Source organism: Sanguibacter sp. A247 (genome assembly GCF_052324925.1).
In the GTDB taxonomy this organism is placed as follows: Bacteria; Actinomycetota; Actinomycetes; order Actinomycetales; family Cellulomonadaceae; genus Flavimobilis.
This window is the reverse complement of sequence record NZ_JBQPRE010000001.1, coordinates 1-14386: the sequence shown is the minus strand read 5'-3', so window position 1 is coordinate 14386 and position 14386 is coordinate 1. Positions and strand designations below refer to the sequence as shown.

The 14386-nt window shown below is 70.7% G+C and carries 12 protein-coding genes; 9 read left to right on the top strand and 3 right to left on the bottom strand.

Features of this window, described 5'->3' with window-relative positions; genetic code table 11:
* Nucleotides 1-3 precede the first annotated feature (3 nt).
* The 3 genes from ACTVCO_RS00060 to ACTVCO_RS00050 all read left to right on the top strand — a co-directional run bounded on the left by ACTVCO_RS00060 (nucleotide 4) and on the right by ACTVCO_RS00050 (nucleotide 4290).
* A complete protein-coding gene (locus tag ACTVCO_RS00060) occupies nucleotides 4-1275 on the top strand; it encodes a glutamyl-tRNA reductase (RefSeq protein ID WP_443726343.1) in 1272 nt (423 codons plus the stop codon).
* Nucleotides 1276-1432: 157 nt separating this feature from the next.
* Nucleotides 1433-3340 carry an LGFP repeat-containing protein gene (locus ACTVCO_RS00055; RefSeq protein WP_443726342.1) on the top strand — a complete coding sequence of 636 codons (1908 nt, stop codon included), beginning with the start codon at nucleotides 1433-1435 and terminating at the stop codon, nucleotides 3338-3340.
* A gap of 26 nt (nucleotides 3341-3366) precedes the next feature.
* Nucleotides 3367-4290, top strand: coding sequence for a Ppx/GppA phosphatase family protein (locus ACTVCO_RS00050; protein ID WP_443726341.1), 924 nt, complete (start codon nucleotides 3367-3369; stop codon nucleotides 4288-4290).
* Between the two features lie 48 nt (nucleotides 4291-4338).
* Here ACTVCO_RS00050 and purB read toward each other — a convergent pair whose 3' ends face one another.
* Nucleotides 4339-5793: an adenylosuccinate lyase gene (gene purB, locus ACTVCO_RS00045; RefSeq protein ID WP_443726340.1), complete on the bottom strand. Its 1455-nt coding sequence runs from the start codon at nucleotides 5791-5793 to the stop codon at nucleotides 4339-4341.
* Nucleotides 5794-5936: 143 nt separating this feature from the next.
* On the opposite strand from purB, the gene ACTVCO_RS00040 reads away from it, so the two are divergent.
* On the top strand, nucleotides 5937-6251 hold the full coding sequence (locus tag ACTVCO_RS00040; RefSeq protein ID WP_443726339.1) for a hypothetical protein: 315 nt from the start codon (nucleotides 5937-5939) through the stop codon (nucleotides 6249-6251).
* Between the two features lie 74 nt (nucleotides 6252-6325).
* Nucleotides 6326-7720 (top strand): hypothetical protein, encoded by a 1395-nt coding sequence (locus ACTVCO_RS00035; protein WP_443726338.1) that lies wholly within the window; start codon nucleotides 6326-6328, stop codon nucleotides 7718-7720.
* A gap of 32 nt (nucleotides 7721-7752) precedes the next feature.
* Here ACTVCO_RS00035 and hisC read toward each other — a convergent pair whose 3' ends face one another.
* A complete protein-coding gene (gene hisC, locus ACTVCO_RS00030) occupies nucleotides 7753-8820 on the bottom strand; it encodes a histidinol-phosphate transaminase (protein ID WP_443726337.1) in 1068 nt (355 codons plus the stop codon).
* A gap of 50 nt (nucleotides 8821-8870) precedes the next feature.
* Between hisC and ACTVCO_RS00025 the strand changes: the two genes are divergently transcribed.
* The 4 genes from ACTVCO_RS00025 (at nucleotide 8871) to ACTVCO_RS00010 (ending at nucleotide 13183) form a co-directional block, all read left to right on the top strand.
* Entirely contained in the window at nucleotides 8871-9263 is a 393-nt protein-coding gene (locus tag ACTVCO_RS00025; RefSeq protein ID WP_443726336.1) for a phage holin family protein, read from the top strand.
* Nucleotides 9264-9446: 183 nt separating this feature from the next.
* Nucleotides 9447-10601: a pyruvate dehydrogenase (acetyl-transferring) E1 component subunit alpha gene (gene pdhA, locus ACTVCO_RS00020; protein WP_443726335.1), complete on the top strand. Its 1155-nt coding sequence runs from the start codon at nucleotides 9447-9449 to the stop codon at nucleotides 10599-10601.
* Complete coding sequence (locus tag ACTVCO_RS00015; RefSeq protein ID WP_443726334.1) at nucleotides 10598-11677, top strand: alpha-ketoacid dehydrogenase subunit beta; 1080 nt, start codon at nucleotides 10598-10600, stop codon at nucleotides 11675-11677. The genes pdhA and ACTVCO_RS00015 overlap by 4 nt, the downstream gene beginning before the upstream one ends.
* 12 nt (nucleotides 11678-11689) lie before the next feature.
* Nucleotides 11690-13183, top strand: a complete 1494-nt coding sequence (locus ACTVCO_RS00010; RefSeq protein WP_443726333.1) for a dihydrolipoamide acetyltransferase family protein — start codon at nucleotides 11690-11692, stop codon at nucleotides 13181-13183.
* Between the two features lie 119 nt (nucleotides 13184-13302).
* Here the strand turns inward: ACTVCO_RS00010 and ACTVCO_RS00005 are convergent, their stop codons facing one another.
* A complete protein-coding gene (locus ACTVCO_RS00005) occupies nucleotides 13303-13932 on the bottom strand; it encodes a hypothetical protein (RefSeq protein ID WP_443726332.1) in 630 nt (209 codons plus the stop codon).
* Nucleotides 13933-14386 lie beyond the last annotated feature (454 nt).

Below are 14386 nucleotides of genomic sequence, written 5' to 3'. Positions count from 1 at the left end.
ACCGTGAACATCTGGTCCTTCTCCGCGTCGCACCACGACCTTGATCTCGATCTGCTCGAGAAGCTCGGTTCGGTGGGCCCGGGGCTCGCGCTCGACATCGTCGCGCCAGCCCCGGCGAGGTCTGCACCCGCGCGGTCGGTCGATGTCCACGGCGCGGTCGTTCTCACGACCTGCAACCGGGTCGAGGTCTACGTCGACGCGTCCGACGCCGGTGCTGCGGCCGAGCGGGTCGAGCAGGTCGTCGCGTCTGCGACGGGCCTCGGCAGCTCGGAGGTCGCGTCCGCGCTCACCCGCCGGTCCGCCGAGGACGCAGCACAACATCTGCTGCGCGTCGCGGCGGGCCTCGAGTCGATGGTCGTGGGCGAACGTGAGATCGCGGGCCAGGTGCGACGCGCGGCGGTGCGGGCTCGTGAGCTCGGCACGTCGACCCCCGCGCTCGATCTTCTCTTCCAGCAGGCGTCGCGCACGTCGCGGCGCGTCGAGTCGGCGACGGGCCTGGGTGCGGTCGGCCGGTCCGTCGTCGGTGTCGGCCTCGATCTTGCCGGTCTCAACCTGCCGCCGTGGCGGCAGGTCCGAGCCGTCCTTGTCGGCACGGGTTCGTATGCGGGTGCCGCGTTCGCCGCGCTCCGTAGTCGCGGCGTCGTCGACGTGCGCGTGCACTCGCGTTCGGGCCGGGCGGAGGACTTTGCGGCGACGCGAGGTGCGGTTGCGGTCGGCGCGGAGGGACTCGTCGAGGCGGTTGCGGACGCCGACCTCGTCGTCTCGTGCTCGGGACGCGTCGGGCATGTTCTCGACGCCGCAGGGGTCGCGGCAGCGCGCGAGAGAGCGACCGAGCGCGCCGAGATGCGGGCACACGAGCCTGACCCTCTCGGCCGACCGCTCGTCATCCTCGACCTGGCGCTGCGGCGCGATGTCGAGGCGGCCGTGGGCGATGTCGAGGGTGTGATGCTCCTCGACCTCGCGACGATCGGTGCGCACGCACCGGCGGCGGGCGCCGAGCCCGTCGCGCACGCCGACGCGCTCGTCGCTGACGGGCTGAGCGAGCTCGCCCGGCGGGAGTCGCGACGCACGATCGATGCGCTCGTCCGTGGTGTGGCGATCGAGCTCACAGCAGCTGCCGAGCGCGAGGCGGCAGAGGCGGCGGCGGAGACGGACTCCTGCGGATCGCCAGCGTCAGGGCAGGCGGCGGCGCGTGCGGCACGTCGTGCCGCGTTCGCGCGCCGGCACGCGGCGCTGCTCGCGGCCAAGGCGGCGGTCGCTGCTCGCACCCGATAAGGGGGGTGCGCGCGGCGCGCGGGCGTCGTACGGTGGTCGGGCCGGGCGCGACGATGCCGCGCTCGGACGCTCACCGCACGCGGCGGCCGACGGTTCCGCAACGGCGGGCAGCCGCGCACGGACGAGGACGCTGGGACGGAAGCACACGATGTGGCGAATGATGAGGCACACCCGCGCAACACCCCTGCCGTCCGCTGAGGACCCACGCGGGCGCGCCAGGCGGATGACCGCGCTCGTGTGCGGGGCGACGCTCGTCGTGGGGCTCGGCGTGCCCGTCGTCGAGGCTGCGCCGGCCGCAGCGTCGTCAGCGGCGTCTGTCACGCCCGTCGCGAGGGCAGCCGACGACGACCAGGTCGTCTCGACCCCCCTCGGCCGCTTCGACGCGGGCCGCATCATCACGGATGACGTGTTCTTCGCGGGAGCCGACCTCAGCGCGTCGCAGATCCAGTCGTTCCTCGTCGACAAGGTGCCGGACTGCGCGGCCACGTCAGGGCCGACGTGCCTGAAGAACTTCCGGCTGACGACGGCGTCGGTCAAGGCCAACAGCTACTGCCGCGCCTACCGGGGCAGCAAGAACGAGCGTGCCTCGACCGTCATCGCCAAGGTCGCCAAGGCGTGCGGCGTGAGCGCGAAGTCGCTTCTCGTGCTCCTGCAGAAGGAGCAGGGCCTCGTGACCGCGAAGGCGCCGACGCAGCGCCAGTACGACGCTGCGACCGGCTTTGCCTGCCCCGACTCGGGTGGCTGCAACCCTGCCAATGAGGGCTTCTTCAACCAGGTGTACGGGGCTGGTCGCCAGTACCAGCGGTACGCCAATGAGCCCGGAATCTACAGCTGGCGCCCCGCGGGCCAGACGCACGAGATCCAGTACCACCCCAAGCTCAGCTGTGGAACCAAGACCGTGAAGATCGCCAACAAGGCGACGGCAGGCCTCTACTACTACACGCCGTACACACCCAACGCCGCGGCGATGAGCAACCTCTCGGGCACGGGCGATGCGTGCTCGTCCTACGGCAACCGCAACTTCTGGCGCTTGTTCACGCAATGGTTCGGCTCGACGACGATCGGCGTGACGGGTCCCGTGCAGTCGGCGTGGCTGCGCACGGGTGGGGTCGATGGCGCGTTCGGGGTGCAGCGCGCGAACGTCAGGTGCACCACCGGGTCGCCGCGTTACTGCGTCCAGACGTTCGCGGGCGGCACGATCGCGTCGTCGGGGTCGAAGGGCTTCACGATGGCCCGGGGTGCGATCCGCACGAAGTGGGTGCGCCTCGGCTCGCAGACGAGTGCGCTCGGCTGGCCGAAGGCCGCGCAGCGGTGTGGCAAGGACCGTCGGTGCACGCAGAGGTTCACGGGCGGCTACGGTGCGACGTCACCGACGACGGGCACGCGCGTCGTCCTCGGCCGGCTCGCCTCTGCATGGGTCAAGGCAGGCGGGCGCAACGGAGCGCTGGGCATGCCGCGTGCCGAGCAGCGCTGCACGAAGTCTGGTCGGTCGTGCACGCAGAAGTTCCAGGGCGGCTACGCGGCGACGCAGCCGACGTATGGAACACACGCGGTGACGGGTGACTTCTCGAAGCGTTGGGTGCGCAAGGGCGGGCGCAGCGGATCGCTCGGTTGGCCCGCATCGGCTCGCAAGTGCGCGAAGGTGACGGGTGGCAAGTGGTGCCGCCAGGACTTCAGCAAGGGCGTGGTCACGTCGCACCCCAAGTACGGGGTCCAGCACGCCAACGGCCGGATCGGCGCCGAGTGGAACGCGCAGCGCAAGGCGGGCCGCAACTACGGCTACGCGAAGGCCGCGACCAGGTGCACCAAGCGCAAGGGCGTCAACACGTGCCGACAGGAGTTCGCCAAGGCCACGCTCGTCTCGCGCACGGGTCGTGACACGGTCGCGGTGACGGGCCACTTCCGGACGGTCTTCCTCAAGTCTCAGAAGAAGCTCGGGCTGCCGACGAGCGACCGCACGTGCAAGGGCAAGGGTTCCAAGCGCGTGTGCACGCAGTCGTTCGCGAAGGGCAAGATCGTCAAGAAGGGCTCGGGCCGCACGAAGGCCGTCATCAACCGCCGTTGAGGGTGCTTCGCCTGTAGCGTCTCCCCATGAGGCTGGGAGTCCTGGACGTCGGGTCCAACACCGTGCACATGCTCGTCGTCGATGCCGAGCGCGGCCGTCCGCACGTGCCGGTGGCGAGCCGGCGCTCGGTCGTGCGGCTCATGCGTTTTCTCGAGCCCGACGGCTCGATCGGCGAGGCGGGCATCGAGCTCATCGCGGCGGGTGTGCGTGACGGGCGTGAGCTCGCGCGCGAGCGCGGGATCGCCGAGCTGCTTGTCCTCGTGACGTCGGCGATCCGCGAGGCACCCAACGGTGGCGAGGTCATCGCGCGGATCGAGGAGATCCTCGGGGAGTCGATCGGCATCCTCTCGGGCGAGCAGGAGGCGGCGCTCACGTTCCTCGCGGCGCGGCGCTGGCACGGCTGGGGTGCCGGGCGGATCCTGCTGCTCGACATCGGGGGCGGCTCGCTCGAGGTTGCGTACGGGGAGGGCGAGGTTCCTGACATCGCGTTCTCGCTGCCGCTCGGCGCGGGGCGGTCGACGATCCAGTTCCTCGACACGGACGTGTCGACGCCCGCGCAGGTCGACGCGTTGCGCGGCTACGCGCGCGGTGTCCTGGGGGAGGCGCTCGGCGCCCTTGAGGAGCGTCCGCGGCCGGATCACGTCGTGGCGACGTCGAAGACGTTCCGTTCGCTCGCGCGGCTCGCGGGTATGCAGGTCGAGGCGGTAGGGCCCGACGATCGTTGGCGGTTGCGCCGCTCCATGCTCGCCGATTGGGTCCCGCGGCTGGCACGGCTCACGGCTCAGGGTCGTACCGAGCTCCCGGGCATCACTCCGGAGCGCACGTATCAGATCGTCGGGGGCGCGATCGTCGCTGAGGAGGCGATGCGGGCCCTCAAGGTCGCGGAGGTCGAGATCTGCCCGTGGGCGATGCGTGAGGGCGCGATCCTGCGCCGCACCGACGCGTTGTGACACGCGGGCGGCTCCGTCACCGCGGTGACGGAGCCGCCCGCGTGGGCGTCAGAGGTAGCGCTCGACGAGGCTCGAGGCGATGCCGGTGTAGGACGCCGGCGTCATGGCCTGCAGCCGCTCGGTGACGTCGCGCGGCAGGCCGAGCGTCCCGATGAACTCCCGCATCTCGGGGCCGGTGACGCGGTGGCCGCGCGTGAGTTCCTTGAGCCGCTCGTAGGGGTTCTCCATGCCGGTGACGCCTGCAACCCCGGCGGCGCGCATGGCGGACTGGATGGCCTCGCCGAGGACTTCCCAGTTGTGGTCGAGGTCGTCGAGCAGCGTGGGCTCGGAGACGGCGAGCGCGGTGAGGCCGCGGGCGACGTTGTCGATCGCGAGCAGGGAGTGGCCGAATGCGGTGCCGATGTTGCGCTGCGTCGAGGAGTCGGTGAGGTCGCGCTGCATGCGGCTTGTGACGAGGGTTGCGGCGAGCGTGTCGAGAAGCGCGTTCGAGATCTCGAGGTTGGCCTCGGCGTTCTCGAAGCGGATGGGGTTGACCTTGTGCGGCATGGTCGAGGAGCCGGTCGCCCCGGGCACGGGGATCTGGGTGAAGAAGCCGAGGGAGATGTACGTCCACACGTCGGTTGCGAGGTTGTGGAGGATGCGGTTGAAGCGTGCGATGTCGGCGTAGAGCTCGGCCTGCCAGTCGTGCGACTCGATCTGCGTCGTCAGGGGGTTCCACGTGAGGCCGAGGTGCTCGACGAAGCTCTGGGAGACCGCGGGCCAGTCGGCTCCGGGAACGGCTGCGAGGTGCGCGCCGTAGGTGCCGGTCGCGCCGTTGAGCTTGCCGAGGTACTCGGCGGTGTCGATGCGGCGCGTCTGGCGGCGGAGGCGGTGGGCCAGGACGGCGAGCTCCTTGCCGACGGTCGTCGGCGTTGCGGGCTGGCCGTGCGTGCGCGCAAGCATCGGGACGTCCGCGTGCTCGCGGGCCATGGCGACGATCTGGTCGACGAGGGCGTCGGCGGCGGGGAGCCACACGGCGCGGACGGCGCCCTGGACCATGAGTGCGTACGAGAGGTTGTTGATGTCCTCGCTCGTGCACGCGAAGTGGACGAGCTCGCTCACGGACGGCAGGGCGGTGTCGTCCCCGAGCGTGCCGGGGGCGGCGGCGATGCGGCGCTTGATGAAGTACTCGACGGCCTTGACGTCGTGGACGGTCTGTCGTTCGATCTCGGCGAGCTCCGAGATCCCGGCGGCGCCGAAGTCGGCGACGATGGCGCGCAGGTAGCCCTTGTCGTTCTCGGTGAGCGTGCGGGCGCCGGGGACGACCTGCTGCTCGGTGAGGTGGATGAGCCACTCGACCTCGACGTGGAGGCGCTCGCGGTTGAGCGCGGCCTCGGAGAGGTGGTCGACGAGGGGTGCGACCGAGCGCCGGTACCGACCGTCGAGCGCGCCGAGGGCGATCGGCGGGTTCGCGTCGGCGAGGCTGACGCGGGCGGGCACGGGCGTGGGCGTCGTCGAAGGCATGGCAGCATCCTGCCACGGCGGGCACGCGCTGCGGCGGGGTCGTCCGGCCTGCGACCTGACCACAGGGCAGGGTTCTCGCGTGCCGTCCACGGATGTGAGGAGCGGCCGCGCGCGTCGACCGGGGGGCCCCTACCGTCGGCCGCATGATCGAAGACATCTACACGCCGCTGCCCGCATATCCCGCACCCTTCGGGTCAGAGATCACGTGGGTGGGTTCACGCATGAGCGAGGTGTCCGGGGCCCTGACGGCCGCGCACGCGACGCTTCGACAGGTGAGCGGGACGTCGTGGCGCTCGGACTCGGCCACCCGGTTCCTCTCGCTCCTCGGGGACCTGAGCGAGGCCCTCGTGACGGTCGAGGCGACCTGTGCCGAGGTTGAGACGGCACTCATGTCGTTGACGCAGGCGATGGGTGCCGCCGAGTCCGCAGCGGAGCTCGCTCGGTCGGTGCAGCCGTGAGCGGCACGCCCCCTGGCTGCAGCGACGGGCGCGGTCCCGGCCTTGCCCCGCCGCCGTTGCCCGCGGGGGTCAGCGTGGCCGGAGGGACGCTGGACGCGCGGATCAACCTCGACGACCTGGACGAGCTGGCGACCGACCTCAGGTCGCTCGCATCCGCTCTGGAGGGCGCGTCGGCTCAGCAGGCTGCGGCCGTGGCCGACCTCGACGCGGTGACCGAGCGAGTCGGTCTCGAGGTGAGGCGCGTGACGGGCGAGGCGTGTGTCTCGCCCCTGAGCGGCGGGGTGCGCACGGCCTGGAGCGTGGCCTCAGGCAAGGCGGCGGACGTGAGGTACGACCTCGGGCGCGTGGGGGATGGGCTCGACGCTGCGGTCCGTGAGGCGAGGCTGCTGGCCGGCGACGTGACGGCGGCCCGCACGATCTATGAGGGCGCAGAGAGATCGGTGTTCTCGTCCGTCACCGACGTCGTGCGTCGTGGCCTGGCCAATGTCGACTACGTGGGTCTGGCGCTCGATGTCCTCACGAACGCGCGCGCCGCTGCGTCGGCCACCTGGAGCCCGCTCGCCGCGCCGTTCACGTGGGCGATGGGCGCGCGCGATCCGTTGACGCGTGCGGGAACCGCGGACCTGCTGACCGACGTGACGGATCTGGGGTTCATCCAACCCCTCACGTGGCTGCGCACCCGCAAGACCCGCGCCGAGCTGGCGACCCCGGCGATGGTGGCCCAGCCGGCCGTCGCGGACGCGCGCCGCGCCGGCACGTCGGCTGAGGCCCTGCGGACGCTCGAAGCCATCAACCGTGACGCGCGCGACGGCGCTGTCGGGATTCAGCGCAACCTGCTCGCGGACGGTTCGAGTGCCTGGGTCGTCTACATCCCGGGGAGCGAAGGGAAGCCGGACCCCCGGCGCAAGGACTTCTACGAGGCTGATCATGCGCGCTCGTACGCGAACAACACCGGGCTGCTGCGCGGCACACGTGAGCGCTCCCTGCGCGCGGTCGAGGCGGCGATGGCGGCGGCGGGCATCCGGGCGGGTGAGAAGGTCGTGTTTGTGGGCCACAGCCAGGGTGGCATCATCGCGACACGGCTCGCAGCGGAGCGCGGCGACGGAGGGCTCATCACGGTGGGGTCACCCAGCGGCGGGATCGACCTGCCACCGTCGGTTGTGGCGGCGCACTACGAGACCGCGGGGGATCTGGTGCATGCGCTCGATGGCCGGCCCAACCCCGCGACCCCGTCGCGGACGACCATCAACCTCAACCCGGCCGAGGCGCTCGGCACGCCTCACGCGGCGGAGGACAGCAGGCATGCGATCGGCAATGGCGCGCGCGTGGCGGAGGCGCTCGAGGGGTCAACCGTGACGGCTGCGATCGACGGCGTGGTCCGCGAGGTCGCTGGGCACGGGCACGGGCACGGGCCCGTGCAAGATCTCATCCCGGGAGGCGTCGCGATCTATGCTCCGCAGTCCTCATGATCCCGCTTGCGCCGAGGTGCTCGCGCGCTGGGTCAGGACCCGTCGCGCCACGTTGCGGTGATCTGGCAGAAGAGATCGGTCGCCTCGGGCTCACCGACGCTCACCCGGATCCCCTCGCCCGCAAAGGGACGGACGACGACCCCGGCGCTCGCTGCCTCGGCCGCGCGGGCAACGGTCTGCTCGCCGAGCGGCAGCCACACGAAGTTCGCCTGGGTCTCGGGCAGGTCCCAGCCCTGGGCGCGGAGCTGCCCGACGAGCCGGGTGCGTTCGTCGACGATCTCGTCGACGAGCTCGAGCAGGCGGTCGCGGTGGGCGATTGCGGCGAGGGCGGCGAGCTGGGCGACGTGCGAGACGCCGAAGGGTGTCGCGCACGCGCGGATCCCGGCCGCGAGCCGTGGCCGCGCGACCGCATAGCCGACGCGCAGCCCGGCCAGGCCGTAGGCCTTGGAGAACGTGCGCAGCATGACGACGTTGGAGTGGGCCGCGTAGGTCGCGACGCCGTCGGGCGCCTGCGGGTCGCGGACGAACTCGACGTAGGCCTCGTCAAGCACGACGACGACGCGGCGCGGGACCGCCGCGAGGAAGGTCTCGAGCTCGTCCCTGTGGACGGCGGGGCCGGTGGGGTTGTTGGGCGTGCACACGAGGATGACCTTGGTGCGTTCCGTGACGGCCGCGGCCATGGCTGCGAGGTCGAGCCGACCGCCGTCGGTGAGGGGAACGCGCACCTGGGACCCGCCCGCGATCTGTACCGCGATGGGGTAGGCCTCGAACGACCGCCATGGCATGACGACCTCGTCGCCCGCATCGACGAAGGCCGCGAGGATGTGCGAGAGGACGGCCACGGACCCGTTGCCCGCGACGACCTCGCCCGGACGCACGCCGATCATGGTGGCGATCGCGGTGCACAGCTCGGTCGCGTGCATGTCGGGGTACCGGTTGGTGTCCTGCGCGGCGTCGGCGATCGCGGCGAGGACGGCCGGGTGCACGGGGTACGGGTTTTCGTTCGAGGACAGCTTGAACGAGGTTGCACCTGCGCGGGCGCCGGGGACGTAGGCGGGCAGCGCGCCGACGGCGGGCCGCAGCTGGGGGGAGTCGCTCACGGGGACAGCATCCCACTGACACGGGAGTGCGGTGCTGGCAGGATCACGTCATGAGCTTCGTTCTGCGTGTCATCGTCAACGCGTTCGCCCTGTGGATCACGTCGCTGCTCGTCTCGGGCTTCTTCCTCGTCGGATCGAGCTCGACGGAGGGCAAGATCGCGGTCCTCCTCGGGACTGCGGCCATCTTCGGTGTCATCAACGCGGCCGTCCGCCCGATCGTGGCGCTCGTGTCGACGCCGTTCTACATCCTCACGCTTGGCCTCTTCACGTTCGTGGTCAACGCACTCATGCTCATGCTCACCGCGTGGATCACCGAGCAGACGTCGTGGGGCATCCGCATCGAGGGTGGGTTCTGGACGGCGATCGTCGCGGCGCTGCTCGTCTCGATCGTGTCGTTCTGCGGATCTCTCGCGATCGGTCGTGCGGACCGCTCGGAGCGCTGACGAGGACAGCCGTCGGGTCTCACGAACGGCTTTGTGGGACTCCTACAAAGATCTGTCGCTGCTCGTGGCGCGCCAGCCCATCCCTTCGTCGATCCCATCTGCTTACGCTGGCGTAGGTTACGCAACCGTAGCCAACGTCGGCCGCGGTCGGCGTCCTGCCGAAAGCTCTCGGGGAGACCCTTCGTGACCGACGACGCAACCGAGCGCACGGGCCAGAACGGCTCAGACGTTCCGATGGTGCAGCTGCTCACCCCCACGGGTGAGCGCACGACGGACGACCGCTGGGAGGGCTACCGCGAACGCGCGGCCCACCTCGATCACGGCGACGTCCGGAACCTGTGGCGCGACATGGTGCTCGTGCGTGCCTTCGACGACGAGGCCACGTCGCTCCAGCGCCAGGGGCAGCTCGGCCTGTGGGCCCAGTGCCTCGGCCAGGAGGCTGCGCAGGTCGGGTCCGGGCGCGCGCTCGCGCCCCAGGACTACGTCTTCCCCTCCTACCGCGAGCACGGCGTCGCGCACACGCGCGGCGTCGACCTCGCCGAGATCCTTCGACTCTTCCGCGGGATCGACCACGGCGGCTGGGACGGCGAGGCGCACCGGTTCCACAATTACACCCTCGTCATCGGCTCGCACACGTTGCACGCGACGGGCTACGCGATGGGCGTCCAGCGAGACGGCGTCGTCGGGACGGGCGACCCGACGGTCGACACCGCGGTGGTCACGTACTTCGGCGACGGTGCGACCGCGCAGGGCGACGTCAACGAGGCGCTCGTCTTCGCGGCGGTCAACCAGGCGCCGCTCGTGCTGTTCTGCCAGAACAACCAGTTCGCGATCTCCGAGCCCAACGACCGCCAGTTCCGGGTTCCGGTCGCGCGTCGCGGTGAGGGCTTCGGTGTCCCGGGCATCCGGGTCGACGGCAACGATGTGCTCGCGACCTACGCCGTGACCCAGGAGGCGCTCGAGCGGGCACGTTCGGGCGGGGGCCCGAGCCTCGTGGAGGCGTTCACGTTCCGGATGGGTGCGCACACGACGTCCGACGACCCGACGCGCTACCGCACGCGGGAGCTTGAGCAGCAGTGGCGCGACCGCGACCCGATCGCTCGTGTCGAGGCGCTCTTGCGCCGCGAGGACGCGTGGGAGGACTCCTGGGCGGCTGAGGTGCGCGAGGAAGCGGGCGCTCTCGGCGCGCGCGTGCGCGAAACCGTGCGCACGATGGAAGCGCCGCCCGCGTCGAGCATGTTCGATCACGTGTACGCGAGCGCGCACGCCGTTCTTGAGGATGAGCGCGCGTTCTTCGCCGAGTACGAGTCCGGCTTCGCCGACGGAGGTGCCCGATGACCACGATGACGACGACCGCCGCGGGTGAGGCCCGCGTGGCCCCGTTCCCCGTGGGGACGACTGCGCTGCCGCTTGCGAAGGCGATCACGCTCGCGATGCGTCAGGCGCTCGCGGAGGACCCGAAGGTTCTGGTCATGGGTGAGGACGTCGGCCGGCTCGGCGGGGTCTTCCGCGTGACGGACGGGCTCCAGGCCGAGTTCGGTGAGGACCGCGTCGTCGACACGCCGCTCGCGGAGTCCGGCATCGTCGGGACCGCGATCGGTCTGGCGATGCGGGGCTATCGGCCGGTTCTCGAGATCCAGTTCGACGGCTTCATCTTCCCGGCGTTCGACCAGATCACGACGCAGCTGGCGAAGATGCACTACCGCACCTCGGGTCGCGTGACGCTCCCGATCGTCATCCGTGTTCCTTACGGCGGTGGCATCGGTGCGGTCGAGCACCACTCGGAGAGCCCCGAGGCGCTCTTCGCGCACACGGCCGGGTTGCGTGTGGTCTCGCCGTCGAACTCTGCCGATGCCTATCTCATGCTGCGCGAGGCAATCGCGTCGCCGGATCCGGTGCTCTTCCTCGAGCCCAAGGGACGTTACTGGGACAAGGGTCCGGTCGAGGTGGCGCCGCTCGCGCTGCCTGAGGCGGGTGTGCCGACCGCGTACGAGGCCATCGGTCATGACTGCCTCGACCGCGCGGTCGTCGCGCGGCCGGGCACGGATCTCACGCTCGTCGCGTACGGGCCGTCGGTTCATGTGGCGCTCGCGGCTGCGGCCGCTGCGGAGGCGGAGGGGCGCAGCCTCGAGGTCATCGACCTGCGTTCGATCTCACCGATCGACTTCCCGACGATCGCGGACTCGGTGCGTCGCACGGGCCGGTGCGTGGTCATCCATGAGGCGCCCGTCTTCCACGGTGTGGGCGGCGAGGTCGCGGCGCGCGTGTCCGAGGAGTGCTTCTACTCGCTCGAGGCGCCTGTGCTGCGTGTGGGCGGCTTCCACACGCCGTATCCGGTCGCGAAGATCGAGCACGACTACCTGCCCGGGCTCGACCGCGTCCTTGACGCGGTCGACCGCTCGCTGGCTTTCTGAGACGGAGACGCTGTGCCGACCTTTGAGTCCTTTCCTCTGCCCGACGCCGGCGAGGGCCTGACCGAGGCTGAGATCGTCCAGTGGCTCGTCGCGGTGGGTGACGAGGTGACGGTCAACCAGACGATCGTCGAGATCGAGACGGCGAAGTCGCTCGTCGAGCTGCCGAGCCCGTGGACGGGTGTGGTGGCGGAGATCCTCGCGCCCGAGGGCACGACGGTCGACGTCGGGACGCCGATCATCGTCATCGACACGGATCCGGGTGGCGTCGCGGTTCCGGCTGCTGTGTCGGGTACGGCCGCGAGCTCGGCTCCGGCTGTCGCGGCGGCGGAGCCCGGCGATGCTGACTCGGGGTCGGGCGCGGTTCTCGTCGGGTACGGCACGGCGGAGCACGCACCGACGCGTCGGCCGCGGCGGGCGCAGCCCACAGCCACGTCGTCGGCTGCCGCGCCGTCGCGTGCGAGCGCTGCGCCTGCCGCGCCGTCGTCACCCGCGCCGTCGCGTGCAAGCGCTGCGCCTGCCGACGCGTCGGCTCCCGCGCGTCCGGCGACTCCTGCGCCGGCGCCCTCGGCGTCGAGCCCGGCTTCTGCGTCGTCGGCGTCGGGTGTCCGGGTCAAGCCGCCTGTGCGCAAGCTCGCACGGGACCTGGGCGTCGACCTCACGTCGATCGTCCCGACGGGCCCGGGCGGGCTCGTCACGCGTGAGGACGTGCTGGGGCAGGCGGAGCGCATCGATCCGCGCACGCTCGCGACGTACCCGAACGACGACGACAACCCGTGGCTCGCGCAAGGTGCGGTGACGTCAGACGGTCGCCAGACGCGCGTCCCGGTGCGGTCGGTGCGCAAGCGCACTGCCGAGGCGATGGTGGCGAGCGCGTTCTCGGCTCCGCACGTCACGGTCTTCCACACGGTCGACGTCACGCGGACGATGCGTCTGGTCGAGCGGCTGCGTGCGGACCGTGATTTTGCGGAGGTCCGCGTGACGCCGCTGCTCGTTGCCATGAAGGCGTTGCTCATCGCGATCGACCGGCACCCCGAGATCAACGCGAGCTGGGACGAGGCCGCGCAGGAGATCGTCTACAAGCACTACGTCAACCTCGGGATCGCGGCGGCCACGCCGCGCGGTCTCATGGTTCCGAACATCAAGGACGCCCACCGTGCGACCTTGTTGCAGCTTGCGCAGGCTCTCGGTGGGCTCACGGCGCTCGCGCGGACGGGCAAGACGCCGCTCGCAGACATGGTGGACGGCACGATCACGATCACGAACGTGGGTGTCTTCGGCATCGATACGGGTACGCCGATCCTCAACCCCGGCGAGGCGGCGATCTTGGCGTTCGGCGCGATCCGCGAGCAGCCGTGGGTGCACAAGGGCAAGATCAAGAAGCGTTGGGTGACGCAGCTGGCGCTGAGCGTCGACCACAGGCTGGTCGATGGCGAGCTGGCGAGCCGCGTCCTCGCGGACGTCGCTGCCGTCCTTCACGAGCCGGGTCAGGCGCTCGTCTGGGTCTAGGGGCCTCGTGCCAGCCGCGGCCTGCTGCTGCGGGCGTCGCGGTGATCGTCGGTGTGACGACGGCGCCCGCCGTTCCACCCGTTCGGGTGCGGACGGCGGGCGCTGTCTGCGTCGCTGGGCTATCCCGCGTCGAGGGTGAGGACGAACTCGTCGGTCGTCGCGTCGCGTTCGAAGCCGACGGCCTCGTAGTAGGAGGCGGTGCGACCGGTGATTCCGGGGCGGGTGACGACGCGGGTGTAGCCGCGTCCGGTCAGGGGGCCGGGGCGACGGAAGACGTGCTCACCGGGGGTGAAGTCGCGGTAGCGCTCGATGACGTGGTCGAGGGTGAGTCGCGCGGTCCCGTCGCCGGTGTCATGGAGGAGGACGGCGCCGACGGTCTCGTCCCCGCGCAGGACGAGGAACGCGTCGGTTGCCTCGGCGGGAGCGACGGGGCCTGGGTGGAGGGCCGCGATGTCGTCGTGGTGGCGTGCGAGCAGGTGCTCGAGGACGGGCGCGTCGACCGCGGTGGGCAGGACGTCGTAGCCGCCGTCGGTGAGGTGGCGCTCCCGCAGGAGCCTGCGCAGCTGCACGACGTTGACGATCGCAAGGACGACGTTGAGGCCGACCATGGGCCAGACGCCGACGGCGGTGTTGTAGCCGATGTGGACGAGGCACCCGATGAGATTGAGGATCCGTAGCCGCAGGATGCGGGTTTGGATGAGCGAGAAGACGAGGATCGCGGATCCGATCCAGCCGATGGCTTCGAGCATGGCGTGCTCCTGCAGGGAACGGCATGATGCCGGGGCCGGCAGCTCTGCCGACAGGCACACGGTATCGCGCCCGGCGGGAGGGGTGACCGGCGTCACCGGTCACGGATTTGACCCCTGCGGAATCCTCCGCGTAACGTTCTACTCGTTCACCCGGCAGGGAGGAACGGACAGCGAGCAGGCCTCCGCAAGGAGAGAGCTCGTGGCCGGTCCCGCTGGGAGAACCGCTCCCAGATCTGATGCAGCATCGCTGTGTCGTGACGGGATTCGGACGCTCTCCGCCCCTCCGGATTCGAAAGAAACCGGATTGGACAACGGAAAGCAGATGGAGTAAGTTTGAACGGTTGCCTCCGAGCAGGACCCGCAAGGGAAGAGCGAGGATGCGCGTCTGTTCCTTGAGAACTCAACAGTGTGCTTGATAGTCAATGCCAAATAACTCTCGTACGAGAGGGAAGCC